The 22,390-nt window shown below is 41.3% G+C and carries 18 protein-coding genes; 3 read left to right on the forward strand and 15 right to left on the reverse strand.

Features of this window, described 5'->3' with window-relative positions:
* Window positions 1-110 precede the first annotated feature (110 nt).
* The 6 genes from DK880_RS01945 to DK880_RS05160 all read right to left on the reverse strand — a co-directional run bounded on the left by DK880_RS01945 (window position 111) and on the right by DK880_RS05160 (window position 10,636).
* Window positions 111-461, reverse strand: coding sequence for a thioredoxin family protein (locus DK880_RS01945; RefSeq protein ID WP_109997151.1), 351 nt, complete (start codon window positions 459-461; stop codon window positions 111-113).
* 358 nt (window positions 462-819) lie between these two features.
* Entirely contained in the window at window positions 820-3,438 is a 2,619-nt protein-coding gene (gene alaS / locus DK880_RS01950) for an alanine--tRNA ligase (protein WP_109997152.1), read from the reverse strand.
* 148 nt (window positions 3,439-3,586) lie between these two features.
* A complete protein-coding gene (locus DK880_RS01955) occupies window positions 3,587-5,602 on the reverse strand; it encodes a hypothetical protein (RefSeq protein ID WP_162534113.1) in 2,016 nt (671 codons plus the stop codon).
* 487 nt (window positions 5,603-6,089) lie between these two features.
* Window positions 6,090-8,894, reverse strand: coding sequence for an excinuclease ABC subunit UvrA (uvrA, locus tag DK880_RS01960; RefSeq protein WP_239302538.1), 2,805 nt, complete (start codon window positions 8,892-8,894; stop codon window positions 6,090-6,092).
* Window positions 8,895-9,240: 346 nt separating this feature from the next.
* Window positions 9,241-9,693, reverse strand: coding sequence for a Holliday junction resolvase RuvX (gene ruvX / locus DK880_RS01965; RefSeq protein WP_109997155.1), 453 nt, complete (start codon window positions 9,691-9,693; stop codon window positions 9,241-9,243).
* A 67-nt stretch (window positions 9,694-9,760) separates the two neighbouring features.
* On the reverse strand, window positions 9,761-10,636 hold the full coding sequence (locus DK880_RS05160) for a hypothetical protein (protein WP_162534114.1): 876 nt from the start codon (window positions 10,634-10,636) through the stop codon (window positions 9,761-9,763).
* A gap of 260 nt (window positions 10,637-10,896) precedes the next feature.
* Between DK880_RS05160 and polA the strand changes: the two genes are divergently transcribed.
* From polA to DK880_RS01995, 3 genes are all read left to right on the forward strand, one after another.
* Window positions 10,897-13,581 carry a DNA polymerase I gene (gene polA / locus DK880_RS01985; RefSeq protein WP_109997159.1) on the forward strand — a complete coding sequence of 895 codons (2,685 nt, stop codon included), beginning with the start codon at window positions 10,897-10,899 and terminating at the stop codon, window positions 13,579-13,581.
* 214 nt (window positions 13,582-13,795) lie between these two features.
* Entirely contained in the window at window positions 13,796-14,638 is an 843-nt protein-coding gene (locus DK880_RS01990; protein WP_109997160.1) for a phosphatidate cytidylyltransferase, read from the forward strand.
* Window positions 14,639-14,671: 33 nt separating this feature from the next.
* Window positions 14,672-15,328, forward strand: coding sequence for a phosphatidylserine decarboxylase family protein (locus DK880_RS01995; RefSeq protein WP_109997161.1), 657 nt, complete (start codon window positions 14,672-14,674; stop codon window positions 15,326-15,328).
* Between the two features lie 372 nt (window positions 15,329-15,700).
* Here DK880_RS01995 and DK880_RS02000 read toward each other — a convergent pair whose 3' ends face one another.
* The 9 genes from DK880_RS02000 to infA form a co-directional block, all read right to left on the reverse strand.
* Window positions 15,701-17,869, reverse strand: a complete 2,169-nt coding sequence (locus DK880_RS02000; protein ID WP_162534115.1) for an ABC transporter substrate-binding protein — start codon at window positions 17,867-17,869, stop codon at window positions 15,701-15,703.
* A gap of 231 nt (window positions 17,870-18,100) precedes the next feature.
* Entirely contained in the window at window positions 18,101-18,418 is a 318-nt protein-coding gene (locus DK880_RS02005) for an FtsB family cell division protein (RefSeq protein WP_109997163.1), read from the reverse strand.
* A 497-nt stretch (window positions 18,419-18,915) separates the two neighbouring features.
* Window positions 18,916-19,410, reverse strand: a complete 495-nt coding sequence (rplQ, locus tag DK880_RS02010) for a 50S ribosomal protein L17 (RefSeq protein WP_109997164.1) — start codon at window positions 19,408-19,410, stop codon at window positions 18,916-18,918.
* 41 nt (window positions 19,411-19,451) lie between these two features.
* Window positions 19,452-20,435: a DNA-directed RNA polymerase subunit alpha gene (locus DK880_RS02015; protein ID WP_109997165.1), complete on the reverse strand. Its 984-nt coding sequence runs from the start codon at window positions 20,433-20,435 to the stop codon at window positions 19,452-19,454.
* 56 nt (window positions 20,436-20,491) lie between these two features.
* Window positions 20,492-21,100: a 30S ribosomal protein S4 gene (gene rpsD / locus DK880_RS02020; protein ID WP_109997166.1), complete on the reverse strand. Its 609-nt coding sequence runs from the start codon at window positions 21,098-21,100 to the stop codon at window positions 20,492-20,494.
* Between the two features lie 58 nt (window positions 21,101-21,158).
* Window positions 21,159-21,551 carry a 30S ribosomal protein S11 gene (gene rpsK, locus DK880_RS02025; RefSeq protein ID WP_109997167.1) on the reverse strand — a complete coding sequence of 131 codons (393 nt, stop codon included), beginning with the start codon at window positions 21,549-21,551 and terminating at the stop codon, window positions 21,159-21,161.
* A gap of 36 nt (window positions 21,552-21,587) precedes the next feature.
* Window positions 21,588-21,965, reverse strand: a complete 378-nt coding sequence (gene rpsM, locus DK880_RS02030) for a 30S ribosomal protein S13 (RefSeq protein WP_109997168.1) — start codon at window positions 21,963-21,965, stop codon at window positions 21,588-21,590.
* Between the two features lie 3 nt (window positions 21,966-21,968).
* Window positions 21,969-22,085, reverse strand: coding sequence for a 50S ribosomal protein L36 (gene rpmJ, locus DK880_RS02035; protein WP_109997169.1), 117 nt, complete (start codon window positions 22,083-22,085; stop codon window positions 21,969-21,971).
* Window positions 22,086-22,103: 18 nt separating this feature from the next.
* Window positions 22,104-22,331 (reverse strand): translation initiation factor IF-1, encoded by a 228-nt coding sequence (gene infA, locus DK880_RS02040; protein WP_109997170.1) that lies wholly within the window; start codon window positions 22,329-22,331, stop codon window positions 22,104-22,106.
* Between the last annotated feature and the right edge of the window lie 59 nt (window positions 22,332-22,390).

Here is a 22,390-nt window from a genome sequence, read left to right on the forward strand (position 1 = left end):
AAAGAATGGTTAAAAATACATACATACTTTTCTTTTCTCATCCTATTACTTAAGGAAGCCAAACGCATAAAACAGGTAGCGTTTTAGAAGTAGCATTTTATTTTACCAAGCTACCCTTCAATAATATCTACTTGCTTAATCAAATAGTTATTCAGGATTTTTTGGATGGTTTCGAGGGGTAAACTACCCACCATCCGCTCAACCTCAATTCCTTTACGGATAATCAACATAGTAGGAATGGTCCTAATAGCATATTTCGTTACCATTTCAGCGTCATCCTCTATATTAAGCTTCCCTATAAGGATCCTGCCTGCATAAAAAAAAGCCAACTCCTCTATAATAGGGCCTAATCTTAGACATGGACCACACCAAGGAGCCCAAAAATCAACAAAAACCAGCTCATGCTGGTTGATAGCCTCCCTCAACTTATAACCTGAAAATTCTACAACGGCATTTTCCATACAATAATTATCTTCTTTCGTTTATTCTAGCCTTAATAAGCGCTGGAGATACCTCTTTTTCTTCTCCTCCCCCTCCTCCTTCTCCTCCCCTCCTCCTTCTCCTCTCCTCCTCCTTCTCCTCCCCTCTCCCTTCTCCTCCCCTCTCCCTTCTCCTCCCCTCTCCTTTCTACCCCTCCTTATCTTCCCTCTCTTTTTTCTTTCTACCCCTCTATGGTTTTTGCTCCTTTGTCTTCGTTGGTTTTATTTGCTTCCCTCCCTCCTTGGTAAAAATAAAGAATCCTAACACCAGATACAACTTCTAGGAGGAGTTTATGTTGTATATCCTTCAGGAGGAAGAAAAATCACTTTTATTATTTACTTAGGTGGCCAAGGAAGCGTCCAGGAACAGCTGTCTTGCCATTTGCAAAGCTACGGGTATAGCAGCAGGATTGCTACCTCCAGCCGTTGCGACAAAAGGCTGTCCTCCTCCCTTCCCCTCTATAAGCGGAGCTATCGACTGCATAAGCAAATGCGCATTACAGGTAGCAGCCAATGCCTCTGAACGCAAGATAAGCAACTGAGCCTTATGGGACAGCTCAGTAGCTAATACAATAAAAATTTTCTTATACCGCGCCTTAAATTGAAAAGCAACTTGCCGCAATGCATCCAAATGAGGCAGTATTACTGTTTGAATGAGGAGGTAAGCATCGCCTACCTGCTCTACCTCTACAGAGAGCTGCTGCGTTACCTGTTGAATGATATGGGTTTCGTAAGCCTGGCACTGTTTTTCCAGCTGTTTTTTTTCATGCAGTAAGCGCTCTACTACCTTGACTATATCTTTAGGTTGCCTCAGTAAGGTAGATAAAGTTACTAGCTTAGTCAGCTCTTGGTTTACAAATTCCGCTGCGTTACGTGCTGTAAGCGCTTCTATTCTACGTATACCACTTCCTATAGCGGTTTCACGTATAATTTTAAAGAAACCAATTTCCCCTGTAGTTTTGACATGCGTACCCCCACAAAGCTCCATAGAAAACTTTTCATCAAAGGTAATAACCCTTACTTCAGCCGCATATTTTTCCCCAAATAATGCCTGTGCGCCCCTAGCCTTAGCCGTTTCCAAAGGCAGGTCCCGCTGCTCCAGACAAGGGATATTGGCTCTAATTTTAGCATTTACCATTGCTTCAATCGCTTCTATTTGTGCAGCGGTTAATTTAGCCACATGGGTAAAATCAAAACGCAAAGCGGAAGCAGTTACCAAAGAACCTTTTTGGGATAGCTGTTTCCCCAGTAGGGCCCTAAGGGCAGCCTGTAAAAGATGGGTAGCTGTATGGTTTGCAGCGGTTTCCTTACGTGACGGCTCATCCACACAAGCCGCTAGGGTTCCCTCTATTGGATCTGGTAAGCGATCAACTGTATGGATCAGTAAGCCATGTTCTTTCTGTACATCTAGCACTGCAATCGATTCCGTCCCACAGTGTATAGAGCCCTTATCTGCTACTTGTCCCCCTCCTGCTGGATAAAAAGGCGTAACTGCCAATACCAATTGATAGCGTTTCCCTCTTTTATCGGTAAGGCTACGCCACTGCACAATAGAAGTAGTAGCTGTTAATTGATCATACCCTACAAAACGCGTAGTTACCCCTGGTTGCAGCTGATGCCAATCCCCATAGGTCACAGCCGCATCTTGCTGAGAACGGGCCTGTTGTGCTTGCAGAGCCACTTCAAAACCGGCCTCATCTAGGATGAGGTTTTTTTCTTTGGCAATTAATTTTGTAAGATCTAAGGGAAAGCCATAGCTATCATAGAGCTCAAAGGCTACTTTTCCCGCTAGCGTACCTTGCGGATTTAGGTAATGCAGCCGCTGAAGCCCAGCTGCTAAGGTCTTTAGGAAAGCTTTTTCTTCGGTCTGTATGATTTCTTCGATAGTTGTTTGCTGTACCCTAAGGTTAGGGTAAGCGTCCCCCATCTGGGCTACCAAAGGCGCTACCAATTGATAAATAAAAGGTTCTTCTATAGCCAAGTAGCTATAACCATAACGGATAGCCCTACGTAAGATACGGCGCACTACATATCCTACTTTGGTAGCGGCAGGCAGCGCGCCATCGGCTATAGCAAAAGCTACCGCACGCAGATGGTCTGCAATCACCCGCATAGCCGCAGCAGTAGCGGTACTATCCGCATAGGCTTTCCCTGAAATCTTTTCTATTGCTTGTATAAGCGGTGTAAAAATATCCGTATCATAGGTAGCCATTTTTCCTTGTAGCACCATAGCCAATCGTTCCAATCCCATTCCTGTATCGATATGTTTATGGGGAAGCTCGACCAGCTTACCACTGTTTTTTCTGTTGTACTGCATAAAGACCAAATTCCACACTTCCAATACCTGGGGATTTTCTTGGTTTACCAGCTGGGCAGCTGCTATGGATTGGCGTGTTGCCTCTGGGCGTATATCTATATGGATCTCTGAGCAAGGACCACAAGGACCTTGGGTTCCCATTTCCCAGAAGTTATCTTTTTTAGCAAAGGGTAAAATATGTGTTGGGGGCAAATAGTTGCGCCAAATAGCCGCTGTTTCCTTATCTTCTGGTAGGTTATCTTCTGGATCCCCTGCAAATGTAGTTACGTAGAGCCGTTCTTTAGGGAGTTGGTATACTTCTGTGAGCAATTCCCAGGCCCACTGGATAGCTGCTTCTTTAAAGTAATCCCCAAAGGACCAATTACCCAGCATTTCAAACAACGTATGGTGGTAGCCATCCACGCCTACTACTTCCAAGTCATTATGTTTTCCAGATACCCGCAAGCAGGGCTGTGCGCTTACTACCCGTGCTGTTTGTATAGGCTGGTATCCTAAGATAATATCTTTAAAGGGGTTCATCCCTGCATTGACAAAAAGCAAAGAAGGATCCTCCTTATTTACAATAGGAGCTGCTATTTGGTGCTGGTGTCCCTTTTGTTGAAAAAACTGTATAAACTGGGCACGTATAGCGGAGGATTGCATGCGGTGTAATTTTATTTTTTAGGATTAAGGCAAGGACCAGCATACCGATCAACCCAAAGGTAGATACAAAAAAAGTGGAACCCAGCAAAACTGGGATCCACTTTTATACAAAGTACAAAAGAAAGTACTATACGAAACCTACCTAAAATTAAGCAGCTGGAGTTGCTGGAGTTTCTGGTTGCTCGGTTTTTTTCTTAGCCTTTAAGTATTCGTGCCTAAAGCTGTCCAACTTGTCAATTACCGGATTCTGATCCAAACCTAAATCCGCATTTTGAATTCCGATCTCTGTTGCATAGTCTACAGTCTGGTTATCGTCTTGATATTTATAAAAAACGTTCGCCAATTTGTCTGGCAAAACCAGGAAAGCTTTCAGTAAATGATAAGTTTCTTCAACCCACTTATTAATAGGTTCAATGTCAAAACCTGTTGATTTTTTTATCTCTTCATAAGTACAACTACGCTCCGTCCCTTTGTTTTCTTTTAGAATCTTATCGAATCTACATACCATCCCCTGAAACTTAACACCTAAAGATGTAAGCTTTGGTTTACCACCAACAGTTATGCAAAGCAGATTCTCTTGCATTTTCTTACTTTCCAACATCTGCAAGAGTTCGTCTTTAAGTGTACCCACTGTAAAGCCTCCTTGTTGCTTTAATTGACCCAATAAGATTGTATCACTCACAATCTGATTAGCAAGCCTACAGCTAATCAACTGTAAGGAATTACCGGAAGTTTGAGCATCAGATGTTTTGGTTATTATTTCATCTAGCACTGTATCCACTCCATCCGCATCCACTCTATCTGGTATAGTTATACCTGTTGCACCTGTTGCACCAGCCCATTCTACCATCTTCTTTAACAGTTCAGTAGTAAAATTGGTGGCATTGCATAATGGAGCCTGAGAGGCATATTTACTGATCAGTTCTTCTAGTTGGGAACTTGCTTCACTTATATCAACAGACCACCATCCCTTAAGCGAATTGTTTCTTATTAAATCCGTTATATGAGTAACAAATAGATCAGGATTTTGTGCGTCACTAGCAAACTTTTTATAAGCATCAGGATTTGATTTTAACTTACCATCTTTTTTTCCGGAGGTGTCGCTTATCACACCAAAGATACCATTTTCAACCTTGGCATCTTTTTTAGACTCAAGGGTCCCCTTACAAAGCAAAAACAAAAGCTCTTTAAAAGTCAGCACTCGTGATCCTGATCGAAGGTCTACGCCTCCTGTAATTTTAGGTATATGAAAATGATACGGCTTTTTTGTCTTATCGTTCCCCGCCTTAATGTCTCTTTGTACGTTTATCTCATCCAGGAGGGTATCTCCATTATTAGCATGGATCATTACATTACCTACCTGCTCTTCCATTAGTTCGCTAGCACCACCTTCACCTTCACTAGACGAAGAGATGAGGAATGGAAGCAACTGTTCTGTATGTTCATCCAGTAATATATCTTTTTTTTCTCCATTTTTAGCAACTGCTATTCTACTTGCAAGACCAAATTTATCTTTTATATAATTATTATAAAAGGTATCTAAATCTTCTTCTTTTGTTTTCCATTTAAAATTGATATCGTACTGACCTTTATGTATACTATCTTGCGTACTACGTAACTCTTGTATAAGAGAATAAAACGTATTATAAATGCACACAATTTGTTCTATAGCCTTCCCATAGTGTGGGAAGTATTTTTTTTGTTGAGTATGTGCTGAAACATTAGTTTTATTTTTAACATCAAGCCAACCTATTAGACTTGCTAAAGCAGTTTCCACGTTTTGTGTAATACCGCCATTAAGAGAGAAACGCTCTTTCAAGGATCGAACTCGTTCCTCTAAAAGTTTCGTCATCGTTTCCAGTGTTGTGCTTCTACTTATTGTATAAGTCTCAGGCAACATAGGATCAAGTTGTTTTTCCTTATTAAGAAAACAGGCATAACTCAGCTGCTTGCTACCAAAAATAAAAGCCCACGCATCCCACCTAGCCTTGCTTAGCTCCGGAGAAAATTTCTTATCACTAACCTCATTTCCAACCTCAGCATCTCCCCCTGTCCCTGAAACAGCACCATTTTTCTTACCATTACAAGACCCCCCCAATACCATCCCAGCTAATAGCAAACTGGATAAAGAAGGGATATTATTTACAATCTTTTTATAAACCATAATGCACACCTAAATTTTTAAAATTCTTATTAATCGCTTAACTAAACTTATAAGTTTTATAAGTTACTTGACTCAATCTCGTATTATATTGCTCTAGGTTATAGTTCAACCTAGACTCATAATTTAATAAATAATTTATTTAATTACAAAAGCTAGAAAGCGCTATAGATAGGTATACGCTCTCAACGCCTACCCCTCTCCCAATAGCTGCCCTTTCCTCATTACCGCTGCTTCCTATTTATTCTAAATACCAACAATCATACCTTTACTAACGATCATTGCCTTTCTATCCAACAAATACACTCCTTCGCTTACTCAGCGGAAGCCATACCCCACCTTCTATCCACCCCACCAAATACTACATACCCTTAACTAAGGCTTACAACCTATGCAATAACCTTTTCCCCTTATCAGAAAAATTTTTATATCTCATCCACTCCTTTTAGCAATTACGGAAATAATTTGCTAACATCAAAAATTCCTTGATTTAATCTACGCAATGGATACGCCCATGTCTTGCATGGTAGGCCGTAACATTATCGGCTTCTTGTAGCAACGCCTCCGGCCTACCGGTAAATACAACCTGACCGCCTTCTGCTCCTCCACCAGGCCCTAAGTCAATAACCCAATCGGCATTGCTAATAATATCTAGATGATGCTCCATTACAATTACAGTATGACCCCGCTGTACCAATGCATGTAAGGCCATAACCAATAGATGGACATCCCGTAAATGAAGCCCCGTAGTAGGTTCATCTAATATAAATAAGATGGATTGATCCTTTGTTTCCTTGGCTAAGTAATAGGCTAACTTAAGCCGCTGCCGCTCGCCTGCACTTAAGGAACGAAAGGATTGCCCTAAGGCAATATACGCTAACCCTATGGCCTGTAGGGCTTTGAATGACTGCATAAGACATGCATGATCCGCAAAAAAAACCAATGCTTCCGCTACGGTCATGTGCAATAGCTGGGTAATATTCTTACCACAATAGGTTACATCTAGTATCTCAGGCTTAAAACGATTGCCCTGACAGACCTCACAGGGCAATTCAATGGCTGCCATAAATTGCATTTCTATTTTTTGTATACCTTCCCCGCGGCAACTGCTGCATTGACCCTTGGCTGAATAAAAGGAAAAATGCCCGCGCTGGTAGTTGCGCTTGCGGGCTAAGGCGGTCTGCGCAAAACAGGTGCGTATATAATCATATAATCCTAAATAGGTAAGTGGATTGGAACGTGCCCACTTCCCTAACGCATGATGCTGCATATGCTCTACTGCCTGAATACAATGAAAATCACCTACTAATGTATCTTTTGACCCAGCGGACCTGCTTGCGCCTGCTAAATGCGCTACCAATGCGGGATACAATACGCCTGAAACTAAGGAGGATTTGCCTGATCCACTTACACCTGTAACTACCGTTAACAGCTGTAAGGGAAAGGCTACGGTAACGTCCTTTAAATTATGTAGGCGGGCTTGCTTGATCCATAGACTATGGCACCAATCCCGCCGCTGCTTGGGTAGCGGAATTTGCTCGCTTCCCTTTAAATAACGGGCTGTATGGGTTGCTTCGGATTGTAATAGCTCTGATAAATTGCCTTCAAAAACAAGATTCCCCCCGCCTATGCCTGCTTCAGGTCCTATCTCTATAATCCTATCGGCTACCTGCATCACCTGCGCTTCATGCTCTATGACGATGACTGTATTGCCTTGCTCCTTTAAATGTACCAACTGCTGTGTCAACCGATGGATATCGCGTGGATGTAACCCAGCAGTGGGCTCATCCAAAATATAGAGTACCCCGCAAAGGGGACTCCCTAATGCAGTAGCCAATCTAACCCGCTGATACTCGCCATTCGATAGCGTATCGATGGGCCTGTTTAACGTTACATACCCTAACCCTACGCTTACTAGGTAATGGAGCCTATTCTTAATTTCTGTTACAATTCTTTGGGCAACGCTGGCTTGCCATACGGTAAGAGGTAGCGCAGTGCAAAAAGCCAATACTTGTTGCAGGGGCAAGGTCAGAAGTTCCCCTAGGGCATACGGACCTATGCGTACATACTTAGTATCTACACGCATGCAGCTGCCCTGACAGAGCGGACACACTTTCTTAGAGCGGTAACGGGATAAAAGTACGCGATAGTGTATTTTATCAGTTTGCTTGGCACAAAACTCAAAAAAAGGCTCTATACCGATGAAATCTCCTTTCCCCTTCCAGATGATTTCTTTTTGATCGGCTGTTAAAGCGCTATAAGGCGTATGCAGGAGGAGGTCAAAGGTCTTCTGCTGCACCGAAAGGGGGGCTAACCATTTGCGCATGATGGGTCCTTGCCAAGGTGCTACCGCGCCTTCTGCTAGGGAAAGCGCCGAATTGGGAATAACTTTTTCTTCTGCTAGGTCTATTACATACCCCAACCCTGCACACTGCTTGCAAGCACCATAAGGGGTATTGCTATTAAAAAAAGGAACACTAGGGAGCTCAAATAGCATACCATCCCGCTCAAAGCGATCTGAAAAGAGGCGCTGCCCTCCCCCGATAACGCTTACTGCTATCCGACCATCCCCTTCTGTAAAAGCTACTTGAACGGAATCTGCTGCCCTACGCTGGCTATGGGGATCTTGTTTGCGCACTACTAGGCGATCTACTAGGCCATAAAGCGGCTGGTCAAGCCGTAAGGAAATCGTACCTAAAAGAATTTCTTCTATAAAAAATAATTGATCGGCTTGCATAACCCGCGTAAATCCCTTCCCCTGCGCTGCGCTTAATTGCGCTAATAAAGCTTCCTGATTGCTGCATGCTATAGGATACAGTAGCAATAGCTTGGTTCCCTCCTCCTGTTGATAGAGGTAATCTACCACATCTGTGACGCTGTCTTTTTGCACTACTTGACCGCTAAGGGGAGAATAGGTAATCCCTATACGGGCATAGAGCAAATAGAAATAATCCGCTAGCTCCGTAACGGTAGCTACCGTAGAACGTGGGTTTTTGTGTACGACACCTTGCTGAATGGCAATAGCAGGGCGTACGCCTTCTATGGAATCAACCGCAGGTTTTGCCATTTTCCCTAAAAATTGGCGCGCATGGGTGCTTAAACTCTCTATATACCTGCGCTGCGCTTCTACAAATAACGTATCTACTATTAAGGAAGATTTCCCAGAGCCTGATAACCCTGCTACCACTACTAGCTGGTTGTGTGGTATGGCTACGCTTATGTTTTTTAAATTGTGCGTGCGCGCACCACGAATAATAAGATATTCTCTAGGATTTAAATGGTCCAATGCAACCAATCTATTAGCTATTTTGCTTTATATTTATGATAATCAGCTTTTCTTGTTTTATACGCAATAGATCCTAATATGCGCTAAGCAAAAGGGTACGCCCATACCTTGCCTACAACCTATACGCAAACAAGAGCTGCCTTTTTTATTTGCCGGTATACCTATTAAGTTAGTAAAATATACGTATAAGCTACCAAAAGCAATGGGATGCCTTGTAAGCAAAGCTTATTCCATAAAGTGACGCTCTGTACTTATGGGAAACGGCACAGCGGTAAGCTACTATTTATTTATTAGAACAATGGATTTATCTTTAGATGGGAAATCCGCTGATACCTATTGGTAGGGGAACATTACGCTATGCTTTAACAAACGTATCCAGCTGTTGCTGCCCGATACCATACAAGAAAGACTGCAATATGATGGCTGCACTCATGGTATCTATATTGCCTTTATTTTGTCTATCTTTCTTACGGTAGCCGGCTTGATAAAGTGCTTTTGCAGCTAACTTAGAAGTAAAACGCTCCTCTTGGTAATAATACTGTTGCTGGGGAAAGCGCTGCTGCAATTGGACAGCCACACCTGCTACTGCGCTACCCATGACAGAAGGTTTGCCATCTGATCTCCTGGGCATGCCTATAACAAAGGTAGCAACTGCTTCTTTTTGTAAATAGTCTTCTAGAAAGGGAATCAAAGCAGCAGCGGGCAATGCTAACAAGGGAGCCGCAATAAGCTGCAGCGGATCTGTTGCGGCAAGACCTACCCGCTTAAGCCCATAATCTATGGCTATAATCCTACCTTCCGCTGCCATACTACTGTTTTAGCTACCGCTCTTCCTACCTTTATACCCAGCTACCTTTGCGCTATTAACGTTTCCTCTATAGCGTTCCCCTCTTGCTATCGAGCCAGCTATCTATATCCTTCCATACGCCTTCCGCTGCTGCTGCACTCCTTGCTTTTACAGGTACTGGATTGCCCATGGCTGCTTCTACTATTGCGTCTGCTGCCATTTTTTGACCATCTACGTCCGTTTCTAATTCTTTCACTACTTCCCTTAGCACTTTTTCCTTTATTCCTCCTCCTGCTGCTTCTACTATTTTTCTTAATGCTGCTCCTACCATTTCTTCTTTTATTACTTTACGTACGCTCTTTTCTGCGTCTTCTGCTTTTTCTTTTACTTCCTTTGCTATTGCTTCTTTCCTTTTTGCTATTTTTGGATCGGCTTCTATTATTGCTTTTATTGTTTGCTCAAATGCTTCGAATACGATACCTCCTGACCATGTGCCACATATTACAGAAGCTTGTTCACATACATGATTCCCTTCTATGTTTCTTTTAGCAGCTGCTTCTATTTTCGTTACTACTTTACTTGTTACTTCGTTTGGGTTTGCTTTTCTTATTCTTTTTACCACTGCTATTGTTGCTCTTATTACACTTTGCCTTGTTATTACCATTGCTATTTTTTCTGCCTCCCTTGCGGTTACTTCCGCTGCTCTTTTTGCTAGTTCCGCTTTTATTTTTGCTGTTGCTGGATCTGCTTCTACCGCTGCTGTCTTACTTGCTGCTACTTCCGCTGCTCTCTTTGCTAACGCCGCTTTTATTTTTACTATTAATGGATCTGCTTCTACCGCTGCTGCTACGCGTTTCGCTATGTCACTCTTTACTGCTATTGCTCTGCTTTCTTCGGCTTTCCCAAATTCCTCCCCACAACCACCTGCAAACACTACTGTAAAAAGAAACCATACATATACCATACCTTTTTTTAAATTTACCTGTTGCCTATTTTGATACATTTTAGTTAATTATTATAGTGTTATGGTTTATGCCTTATTTAAAAGTCTTGTAAGCTTCTCATAGAAGAAAAATCCCTTTTCTCTACATGCGCTTCCCACTTAGCGCCTTTACGTAAGGGTTTTGCCCTTTTTAACAAAAAAAACGCATACATTTAAAATATACCGCAAGGTTCCGCTATTGGGTTAGCTTTAATGCCAATTTATATATTTATTTGCAAATAATGAATCTATTTTCCACACCAAAACTTTTTTTACTAGATGGGTTATCGCTTATTTATAGGGCCTATTTTGCCCTTGCTAAGGCTGCTATGGTAACAGCAGCAGGCATCCCAACAGGCGCCATAGTTGGTTTTGTTAATACATTGCTAGAGATGATTCAAAAGGAAAAACCAACCCATATAATAGTAACTTTTGATTCCAAAGAAAAAACTTTTCGACACCGCTGGTTTCCTGCTTACAAAGCCCATCGCCAGGCTCAACCAGAAGCTATATCCATAGCCATTCCTTACATTCAACAGCTCTTAACTGCATGGGGTATCCTATGGATGGAATACAATGGTTATGAGGCGGATGATCTAATGGGTAGCCTAGCGAAACAAGCAGCTGCCTTGGATTGTTCTACCTATTTGATGTCTATGGATAAAGACCTAGCCCAGCTCGTAGGGAAAAATGTCTCCCTGTACAAACCTACACAACATGGTCAAAAAGCGGTAATATTAGGGGAGAAAGAAGTTTTAGCCCAATGGGGTATCAGCAAGCCTACCCAAGTATGTGACATCTTAGCACTGGAAGGGGATCCTACAGATGCTATCCCGGGAATCCCTTCTATTGGAAGAATAACGGCTCAAAAACTCATAGCAAGATTCGAAACGTTAGAAAATTTATTAGAAAATACAAACCAACTCACAGATAAATTAAAAACCACCCTGGAACAATATGCCGATCAAGGTAAACTATCCAAGCAATTGGCTACCATTTGTACAGATATACCAGTTACTTTAGATCTCAACAGCTGTACGTACCAACTACCCAGCCAAACTGCATTAGAGCCACTTTTAACGCAACTGGAATTGAAACAATTCAGCAAAAGGTTATTGGGGACTGCTTGGCAAGCGGGAGGCAATGCTTCTTTAGAAGCGGGAAATAATGCGCCTCCTCACCACTACCAAACGATCGAAACCCTATCCGACTGTCAAACCCTAGTACAAACGCTGCAGCAAGCCAACGTATGGGCATTTGACATAGCTACCCACGCATCCTCAGATCCCTATACAGCTCCCCTATTAGGCATTGCCTTTTCCTATAAACCGGGTGAAGCTTACTATGTGCCGCTCCCTACGGATGCAAACGATCGAAAACCTTTTATACAACTGCTTCAACCACTACTAGGCCAAACGCAACTGCTTAAAATAAGCCATGACATTAAATATAAACTGATCGTTTTGCATCAGCATGGGCTTGCTTTGGCAACTCCTTTCTTTGATACTCTTATTGCCCATGCTTTGCTGGCAGCAGATGGGAAAAAGCAGCTAGCTGACCTACTAACAAGATATTTACATTATACGCCTAATCAGCCTTCCAAAGCATCTTCTCCTGCGGTGTCTGCTGCTACTAGTGGCACAAACGCCGCCTACCTCTTACAGCTGCATGAAAAGCTTGCCCTTGCCCTAGCAGCAGAAGCTGACCTATTCTATCAGGTGGAAATGCCGTTGATACCCATATTGGCAGCTATGGAGCTAGCAGGCGTTGCCATTGATGTCCCCTTCTTACATAGCTTAAGCACACAATTGCAAGATAAGTTGAAAAAGTTACAAGCAGAGATCTATGCCTTAGCAGGCTGCTCTTTTAATATTGATTCTCCTAAGCAGCTGGGTAACGTATTATTTGAGCAATTAGCCCTTCCTACCAATCCACTTAAAACCAAGAAAGGCCACTACGCCACAGGAGAAAAAATATTAGAAAAACTTACCGCACCCATTGCATCAGCTATTCGGTCCTACCGCTCCCTACAAAAACTCCGCTCTACCTACGTAGAAGTATTGCCTACTCTCTTGCATCCCCTAGATCAACGGCTGCATACCTCCTACCAACAAGCTACTGTTGTTACAGGGAGACTAAGCGCTACTAACCCTAACCTGCAAAATATACCTATTAAAACTAAACAGGGAAGGGAATTAAGGAGGGCTTTTATACCTCATAATAAAGGAGATTTATTATTTTCTGCTGACTACTCCCAAATAGAATTGCGCATTATGGCTGCTTGTTCCCAAGATGCAACGATGCTACAAGCTTTTCAACAGGATCAAGACATCCATCAAATTACAGCTAGTAAGCTCTTTAAAGTAGCTACCACAGCAGTGGATAACAGCATGCGCAGAAAAGCTAAAACGGCTAACTTTGGCATCCTCTATGGTATTTCTGCTTTTGGTCTGGCCCAACGCATGGATGCTATATCCCCTAAAGAAGCTGCCCAATGGATGGAAACTTACTTTGCTGAGTTTCCAGGTATTAAATCCTATATAGACCAAACGATTGCCTCCGCAGAAGAAAAAGGCTACGTAACTACCTTATTGGGAAGGAAACGTTTTTTTCCGGATATTCACTCCCGCAATGCTATTTTGCGCAACACTGCCAAGCGCAGTGTCATCAATACAGTGATTCAGGGTAGTGCTGCAGAAATGATTAAATTGGCTATGATTAACATCTACCATTGGCTACAAAGCCATGCTCTCCGCACACAAATGATTATGCAGGTACATGATGAGTTGGTTTTTAATGTGCCCCTAGAGGAAGTGCCTTCCTTACAGCAGCAGATACCTTCCCTTATGGCGGAGGCATTGCCATTGGCCCATGTGCCTATTAAGGTAAATTGCCACCTGGGTCCTAATTGGTTGGAGACAAGCTAGCCTGCCCTCATGCACTAAACACCCTCCTCCCTTCTCGCTATGGCTCCTACACCTAATAAAGCCACAACGCTTGAAAAAGGAAAAAGCATATTTTTTCTTTCCTATAGTTTTTTATATCATTGCAAGAGAGGGGGGGGAATGGGGCCACTATGCCTAGGCTAGGCTCGCCTACACTCCAAAGACATATTTATTGAATAACTATCCTATATATTATATGTTAAGCACGCACAGCAATTTCATCCAACGCTTTATTTCTGCTATCTTCCTCACCCCATTGATTCTTTTTGCGCTTGTATGGTCTCCTTGGAGCTATTTTTTTCTTTTCTTTTATGTAGTGCTGCTGACTATGCTAGAATTTTATAAATTAATTAAACAGGCATATGTTACACCTATGCGTTTATACGGTATTTTATTTGGCTTGCTATGCTATACGGCAACTTTTGCTTACTATGTGCAGGACCATTTATCTCCATTGTTGGGTTATGCAGCGCTACTGCTGCTGGTATGTCTGCCTATTATTGCCCTCTATAGGCGCAGGTTTTCTAATCCTTTTTTAGATATGGCTGTGACACTTCTGGCTGTTTTATACATAGCGTTTCCCTGTAGTATGTTGCATCAGCTGGCTTTTTTCAAGGGAACTTATTCCTATGAGCTTATAGTAGGCCTACTGCTTATTGTCTGGAGCCAGGATATAGGAGCCTATTTTGTGGGATCTACTATAGGCAAAAGAAAACTTTTTGAGCGTATCTCTCCCAATAAAACTTGGGAGGGTAGCATAGGAGGGGGAATATGCGCACTTATCGCAGGTTATAGCATCCCATACGTGTTGCATTTGTCTATTATAGCGCCCTGGCAATGGATGGCTATTGCCGTTCTGACTATCTTCACAGGAACCTACGGTGATTTGGTAGCTTCCCTGCTAAAAAGAAGCGTGGCCGTTAAGCATAGTGGTAGTACTATCCCAGGCCATGGCGGATTCCTAGATCGCATAGATAGCTTATTGCTAACAGTACCTACTGTGGTCGCGTTTTTACACATCAGTGCCCTGTGGGCTTAATAGAGTTCTGAATTGAACCATTGTTTTTAACATATGAAAATTCATAAAGAAGGAAAAAGTATCTTACTATGGACACCTGTTGTATTATGCCTCATTTACTATATTATTCACAAAAAAGTAGCGCTTAGCTACTACCAATCCATCGGCTGTGCTATGCTAAGCGCTACCCTATACCTTTGGTTGATCTATTTTTTTAGGGATCCTTACCGTATTATTCATCAACAGGATCAATATATATTAGGTCCTGCTGATGGTAAGGTCCTGCGTATTGAACGGGTATATGAGGGGGAATACTTAAAGGAAGAACGCATTAGGATAAGCATTTTTATGTCTCCCTTTAATGTGCATGTCAATCGATTTCCAATGTCCGGCAAAATTGTATACTTCAAATACCATCCGGGTAAATATTTAGTGGCCTTCCACCCTAAGGCAAGTACCCATAACGAAAGAACAACTATTGTAGTGGAAAATGAAAATGGACAGCAAATCCTCTTTAAACAAATCGCTGGCTTTATAGCCCGCCGCATTAAATTTTATTTTAAAGAGGGAGAAATGGTACAACAAGGCGAAAAATGTGGCTTTATTAAATTCGGATCTAGAGCAGAGGTTTACTTGCCTATAGATGCTACGATTCAAGTAAACACCGGCGATAAAATAAAGGGGGGTATTACCGTACTGGCTAAAATATAAAAGAACCGAACCCAATGCCTCTATAACAGCACTGCTGCCAAACACTGCTGTTGCATGAAGCTACTAGATTTGCAATCCCCTTTATTTAACAGACACAAATAATCTTCCAATTGGTTTTTTTTAAATAGGTCCCCTCCTCTAAAGTTTAATAAATCGGTCTTCCTATTTTAAGTGCATTGCTTCTCCTTAGAAGTGAAGCTTCTTTTTTATTTATTTATAATACTATAATAATTATAATGCATCAACAGCTCTAGCAAGCAATAGCTTATTTTTTCTTGTTACTTTATGGAATTACTAGAGAATCCTATGTAATTAATGAGGCAATAAAGGGAAGTGTATTGGCCAATTACTCATCTAATTGGCCAATTGGAGTCAATTATCCATTTCTTTTTCTACTTGCTGAGCTGCTTTTTCTATTTCATCAAGGCGAATCAATTCGCTATACCCATTGACATGTGTTTTGCTTCCATCTTCATATAAGATGAAAATTTGTGGTACTGTTTTAACATTATATGTGGATTTTAGTGTATCAAATAGCGCTGGATTTTCGGTTACGTTCACTTCTTCATATTGTATACCTTTGTAGTTTAATACATTTTGATCTAAGAACTTTTTTGCATTTATACAATAGGGGCATGAAGGCATAGTGTACATTATTACTTTTACTACAACTTTCTTTACTGCTTGCTTGGTTGTTTGTTTGGCTGATTCTTTCATAGATTTCATATGTTTTTTTAATTTTTCCTTCGTCTGATCCATCCCCGACCTTGCTGTTTTCCCTGCTGATTTTAGCTTATGAACAGCTTTTTTCATTAACGCATTCTCCTCTGTTGGAATGGGTTCTTTCTTTTTTTTAGCTGCTAACTTTTCTACCCTATCAACAGATATATATTGCGCTTCCCCCCAATTAAAATGGGGTATAACGCCTTTTACCCAATTGTGATACAATACCAAATGATGTGGTCGTGGCAACCATATAGCTGGTGCCAACTCTGCTACCATTTCATTTAATCGCCTACATAAGGCCACGCGCTCTGCTGTATTTTCCATACGTACTACATGGGCATATAGTATGGGATAAATAGGATCTGAAAATAAAAAGGTAGCGGACGCTGGATCCCCTAACAAAGACAAAAAGGCAATGGGATCTGAATAAGCCACAGGCACTTTTATAGCATGTACCATCGTTGCCTTTGCGTTAATTTTACGCTTTAATACAGAATCGGATTGTTCGATTATCTGCACACGAATCCCTAAATCTTTCATACAATGGGCAAAAAATTCTGCCTGCCCTCTTATGACTCGACTATCCTCAAGCGGTATATCTAGTGAAATAGTAGGCAGCCCCACTCCATTAGGATAACCGGACTCCTCTAAATAGACTTTCGCCTTTTTTAGATTATAGCTACCATAGGGATTGGTATAAGCAGAGGTATGGGAATCTTTATCATCCTTTCCATGCTCATCCAAACCAACTGGAATAATCGATTCTGGTAGATCCGCTAAGCCGTGGTAAAACGCTTTACGAAACTCCTCTCTATTAAAAGCCATAGCAATAGCTTGCCTTAACTTTGGGTTACCCTTAAATGGAAAAGCCTCACAGTTAAAAACATAATAATTACCCATTACGCTTGGCAGCTTACACAAATGTACCCCTGCACCTTCTACCACAGGCTTTAATTGACCTGCCTCTGTTACTTGCTTACATACATGGGGGAGATCTGTAATGGGCAATAGATCAACGGCTCTTTTTTTAAAGCTATCCCACGCCAATGCCTTTGGTAGGATGTGTATGACTACCCTATCTACCAAGGGAAGCTTCCGGGAAGTGCTTGACAAATACCTTAACCGAAAATTAGGATTCTTCTCAAGAATTAACTTTTTCCCACTAAACCAACTCTTTAATATAAAAGGACCTGTTCCCACTGGATGCTGACTAATGTTACGACCATAATGGTTCACAGCTTCCTTAGCTACTATATAAAAAGAAGGCATCGCCCAATAACTTAAAAATAAAGGAGAGGGCTCCCTTAATTTAATTTGAATCGTATACCTATCTATTAGCTTTAACCCTTCTATATCCTGCTCATAATCCGATGCTACCCCTCGCTGATAGGTTTCGCGCCATTGATCCAATCCTTTGATTTTACCTTTAATATAGGAAAACCCACTTGCATTCGTCTGAACATGCGCTATACGCTTTAAGGTATAAGCGATATCCTCTGCCGTCAACTCTCTTCCTTTTTTATTAAGAAAACAAGGATCATCCTGAAACCGTATACCGGGCTGAATCCTAAAAGTATACTCCAACTTATCACTAGAAATAAGCGGCATCTCAGCTGCTATATTAGCTACCAATTTGCTATAGGGATGCTCGGCATCATAGGCTAACAGCCCTTCATATATCTGTGCCAAAGCCTGAGAGGCCTCTCTTTGCACTGCTGTAGCTGGATCTAAACTTCGAATATCACTCACTAAAGCAATATCCAGCACTTTAATGGGCGCTTTTGCCGCATGGCCTACTGCAACCTTATGTGCCATGGCTATTACAATGATCCATTGCAATCCCACCCTGAATAATTGTTTCCTATTGCTCATAAATAAAAATGTTATATAACAAACCCAAAATAGTATCTTAACACTTATCTCTTACTAAAGAGCCAAATTTTTTAGCTATGTAACCTATAAACTCTTCCTTCCCCTATTTTAGGGGGTATCCAGCTAATATGCAACAACTAACTAGGAAATATTCCTATTTTATATAAAAAATCTTTAATCCCGAATAATAACATACAGATCTTCTTGCTTTTTCTTCATATAATATTTTTCACGTGCTAGTTGCTCTAAGCGTTCCTCCTCTTGAAGCAAGGCTTTGGTTTCTTCTTTTATTTTTTGAATATGCGTAGTATAATAGATGTGCTCTCTCTCTAACTTTTTACATTGCTTGTATACGTTATATTGTGCACAAATATTTTGATCATCCAGAAAATACATCCATATAATAAAAAAAAAGGTTACTACACAATAGAAATCTACCAATACTTTTCTTATTTTCCCTATAATGCGTAGGATATGATCTCTGCCTTGCATAAATAAACGCTCAACCTATAACTTTCTTATGGTTCTTTTCCCCGCCTCTTTTTCTTTTATATATTATACAATATAGCCTTAAAAACTATAACAGTTAACTGAAGGAGAAAGCATAGGTGCAAAATTTTGTGGGAAGCGCCTTACAACTTCCGTACAGGGGTAGTCGACTCTGATTTTTCCGCGGATACTAACTAGCTGTAGTCTTGTAGCACAAGTTGGGAGCGCTCTTTCTTACGTAAGGGAATCCCAATTGGCTCATTTTGGATTGAAGGAATAAAATGATGAAATGGGAAGCCGGTTTTTGTAGGACAAAGGATAACTTCAAAGAAATGAATTATACGCAACACTGCTTAAGTATAGGCTACCTGGAACCCACTTCCTTAGAGCATTGCTCATGTTATCAGAGTTTTTTCGTTTGAGGTTTTAATGGCTTTTTGTATGCTCTTGCCTAAACTGGCAGCTTACTGTCCTTTACAAACAGCAAGCTGCTTACAGAGCTATACCCCCTCCTCTACTTTCTCGGTATTTATTTCCTGTGTATCCGTATCTACAGCAACAGGAAGGTTGCTTTTCTTTTTGCTTCGCCTGGTAGTTTTCGTACGTTTTTCTTCTTTTTTAGCTTTAACATACAGCGTATTATAATCAACCAATTCTACCATAGCCATAGCAGCACAATCTCCTGCACGAGGTCCTAACTTAATAATACGCGTATAGCCACCCGGCCGCTGCGCAATCTTTTCAACAATATGATTGAACAATTCCTTTACGGGTTCCTTATCCTGAAAACTAGAAAAAACCATCCTCCTACTATGGGTGGTATCCTGCTTAGCCCTAGATAGAATAGGCTCAATAAACTGACGCAATACCTTTGCTTTTGCTACAGTTGTTACCATACGCTTATGCATAATAAGCGACTTAGCTAAATTTCTAAGCAAAGCCTTTCTATGACCTACCGGCCGACCCAACTGATTTAGTTTATTTCTATGCCTCATGATTGATAATACATAAGCTAATTATATACGCAAAATTACTATTACTTTTCTAACTGATACTTAGAAATATCCATACCAATTTTTAAATTTCTTTCCGCTAAAAGCGCATCGATTTCATCCCGTGATTTACGACCAAAATTTCTAAACTTCATGGCATCAAAATCTTTTACTGTTACTAAATCGGATAAGGTCTCTATGCCTGCTGATTTAAGGCAATTTAACACACGAGAGGAACAATCTAATTCGTTAATATGCGTTTGGAGGGTTTTTTTTATCGCTATCTCTTCTGGGTTTAACAAGGAGGCTTCTGCATGATCTACCAGCTGTACAGCCATCTTCTCTCCAGATAGCAGCTGAAGATGCTGGATCATAAGTTGAGCAGCCTGCCGAATGCTTTCCTCCGGAGTAATAGAGCCATCTGTCTCTACTTCCATAGTTAACTGCTCATAATCTGTCCGCTGCCCAACCCGTACATTCTCTACCTGATAGGCAACCTTCACAATAGGAGAAAAAATAGCATCAATGGGGATCCTATCTATAACGTCTCCCTCTGGTTTATTCTCTTCTGCTGAAAGATACCCTCTGTTTCTAGCAATATGTAACTCTATATCAAAACTTTCAGATTCATCCAGGGTACAAATCAATAGCTCTTTATTGAGGACATCAAAAAAAGGCGTTGCTTTGGCAATATCACCCGCCCGAAACTCCGTTTTATGTACCCTTACTAAAATGACATCCTCTCCTTCTTCGGCAATTTTCTTTAATCGGACCTGCTTCAGGTTTAAAATAATCTCCACTAAGTCCTCTCGCACCCCATCCAGTGTAGAAAATTCATGGCGTACCCCTGGAATCTTAATCGCAACAATAGCATATCCTTTTAAGGAAGATAGCAGTATACGTCTAAGGGCATTACCAATAGTGGTGCCATACCCTTTCTCGAGGGGAAGAAAGCGAAACACACCCTGAAAAGGCGTTACTTTGTCTACAAAAACCTTTTCGGGCATTTGCAATGCTAATGATGACATATGGTACTTTATATTTGTACAATTGAATGAATAGAAATCAAATACGCAACCTATCGCTATTTGGAATAAAGTTCTACAATACTTCGCTCATTAATTTTTTCTGGAATATCAGAACGCTGTGGGAATGTAACAAATTTTCCTACCATTGACGGGGCATCCCACTCCAACCAATTGTATTTAGTAGAGGGATGATTCGTTACATTGGTAGTGATCACTTCCATTTCCTTCGACTTCTGTGCTACCCCTACCAAATCTCCCGGCTTTAAGGTATAAGAAGGAATGTTAACTACCTTGCCATTCACTGTAATATGGCGATGGGTTGTCAGCTGTCTTGCTTCTCTACGTGTGGAAGCAATCCCTAACCTATAAACCGTATTATCCAAGCGTGCCTCTAAACGCTGTAGCATTACTTCACCTGTAATACCTTTACTTTTAGCCGCTTTTACAAATAAATTGTAAAATGGGCGCTCCAACAAACCATACGTATATTTGGCCTTCTGCTTCTCAATTAACTGAAGCGCAAAGGGAGAACGCCTCTTACGCCCCTTCCCATGCTGCCCAGGTGCATAATTCTTCTTTTGTAATACCTTATTAATAGACAGGCCAAAGATAGGATCATTATATCTTCTTGCGATCCTAGCTCTTGGACCATGATACCTCGCCATATGCTAATTCCCTCTATTATATTGCTATCATTATATTCATAACACTACGCGCTTCCCACTAAGGCCGCCTGCGCTTAGGAGGCCTACAGCCATTGTGCGGCAAAGGCGTAACATCTTTAATAGAAATAACTTCTAAGCTATTATCTTGCAATGCACGAATAGCTGATTCTCGTCCAATGCCTGGCCCCTTAACAAAAACATCCACACGCCGCAACCCACACGCATATGCTTCCTTCGCGCAGCTGGCAGATGCTATTTGCGCAGCATAAGGCGTATTTTTTTTAGATCCCTTAAAACCCATCTTACCAGAAGAAGACCAAGCAATTACTTGACCCAATTCATTCGTAATCGAAATGATGAGATTGTTAAAGGTCGCTTGAATGTGTGCTTGCCCCTCCCTGCTAACCTTTACTACTCGTTTCTTAATCTTATTTTTCGCCGTATGCTTCATATGTAACTTGCCGTAGAATTGCTCTATGCCTTAAACTTACTTAGTGGCTTTCTTTTTGTTTGCAATAGTCTTTGGTTTCCCTTTACGTGTCCGCGCATTGGTTCTCGTGCGTTGACCCCGAACAGGTAACCCCAACCGATGCCTAATGCCTCTATAACAATTAATTTCTATTAGACGCTTAATATTTAAACGAATTTCAGATTTTAAATCACCCTCTATTTTATATATACCACGAATGGCCTCTCGGATAGCTTTTAAGTCATCATCTGTCCAAGTAGAAGCACACCGGTTCTTATCAATTTGAACAGCCGCAAGAATCTTATCTGCCCTGCTCCTGCCAATGCCATATATATAGGTGAGTGCAATCGCACCTCTTTTGTTACCTGGAATATCTACACTTAATACCCTAACCATACGCTACCCTTGCCTTTGTTTAAACTTAGGGTTCTTTTTATTGATGATAAACAATACCCCCCTTCTGCGTACCACCTTGCAATCTGAACTTCTTTTTCTAACAGATGCTTTCACCTTCATAATTCTTATATAGTTTCCTTACTGTGTTGCCTTATACCTGTGTACGATCCTAGCCTGAGTTAAATCATAGGGTGTTAACTCCATCCTAACAGAATCACCAGGCAATATCCTGATGTAATTCTTCCGCATTTTTCCGGAAATATGCGCTCGGACAACATGGCCATTCTTTAACACAACCCTGAATACCGCATTCGGCAAAGCTTCCTGTACTATTCCATCTTGCTCAATCGGAGGTATCTTGGCCATATTATCTTTTACCTTACCTAATCGTATCTTACCAAAACCACTCAACTGGCTTTGGGCTC

It is taken from the genome of Candidatus Cardinium hertigii (assembly GCF_003176915.1).
In the GTDB taxonomy this organism is placed as follows: Bacteria; Bacteroidota; Bacteroidia; order Cytophagales; family Amoebophilaceae; genus Cardinium; species Cardinium hertigii_A.

What these genes read in the sequence shown, in the direction of transcription:
- DK880_RS01945 (WP_109997151.1), bottom strand. Translation starts at nt 461, where the DNA reads ATGGAAAATGCCGTTGTAGAATTTTCAGGTTATAAGTTGAGGGAGGCT.
- alaS (WP_109997152.1), bottom strand. Translation starts at nt 3,438, where the DNA reads ATGCAATCCTCCGCTATACGTGCCCAGTTTATACAGTTTTTTCAACAA.
- DK880_RS01955 (WP_162534113.1), bottom strand. Translation starts at nt 5,602, where the DNA reads ATGGTTTATAAAAAGATTGTAAATAATATCCCTTCTTTATCCAGTTTG.
- ruvX (WP_109997155.1), bottom strand. Translation starts at nt 9,693, where the DNA reads ATGGCAGCGGAAGGTAGGATTATAGCCATAGATTATGGGCTTAAGCGG.
- DK880_RS05160 (WP_162534114.1), bottom strand. Translation starts at nt 10,636, where the DNA reads ATGGTATATGTATGGTTTCTTTTTACAGTAGTGTTTGCAGGTGGTTGT.
- polA (WP_109997159.1), top strand. Translation starts at nt 10,897, where the DNA reads ATGAATCTATTTTCCACACCAAAACTTTTTTTACTAGATGGGTTATCG.
- DK880_RS01990 (WP_109997160.1), top strand. Translation starts at nt 13,796, where the DNA reads ATGTTAAGCACGCACAGCAATTTCATCCAACGCTTTATTTCTGCTATC.
- DK880_RS01995 (WP_109997161.1), top strand. Translation starts at nt 14,672, where the DNA reads ATGAAAATTCATAAAGAAGGAAAAAGTATCTTACTATGGACACCTGTT.
- DK880_RS02000 (WP_162534115.1), bottom strand. Translation starts at nt 17,869, where the DNA reads ATGGCACATAAGGTTGCAGTAGGCCATGCGGCAAAAGCGCCCATTAAA.
- DK880_RS02005 (WP_109997163.1), bottom strand. Translation starts at nt 18,418, where the DNA reads ATGCAAGGCAGAGATCATATCCTACGCATTATAGGGAAAATAAGAAAA.
- rplQ (WP_109997164.1), bottom strand. Translation starts at nt 19,410, where the DNA reads ATGAGGCATAGAAATAAACTAAATCAGTTGGGTCGGCCGGTAGGTCAT.
- DK880_RS02015 (WP_109997165.1), bottom strand. Translation starts at nt 20,435, where the DNA reads ATGTCATCATTAGCATTGCAAATGCCCGAAAAGGTTTTTGTAGACAAA.
- rpsD (WP_109997166.1), bottom strand. Translation starts at nt 21,100, where the DNA reads ATGGCGAGGTATCATGGTCCAAGAGCTAGGATCGCAAGAAGATATAAT.
- rpsK (WP_109997167.1), bottom strand. Translation starts at nt 21,551, where the DNA reads ATGAAGCATACGGCGAAAAATAAGATTAAGAAACGAGTAGTAAAGGTT.
- rpsM (WP_109997168.1), bottom strand. Translation starts at nt 21,965, where the DNA reads ATGGTTAGGGTATTAAGTGTAGATATTCCAGGTAACAAAAGAGGTGCG.
- rpmJ (WP_109997169.1), bottom strand. Translation starts at nt 22,085, where the DNA reads ATGAAGGTGAAAGCATCTGTTAGAAAAAGAAGTTCAGATTGCAAGGTG.
- infA (WP_109997170.1), bottom strand. Translation starts at nt 22,331, where the DNA reads ATGGCCAAGATACCTCCGATTGAGCAAGATGGAATAGTACAGGAAGCT.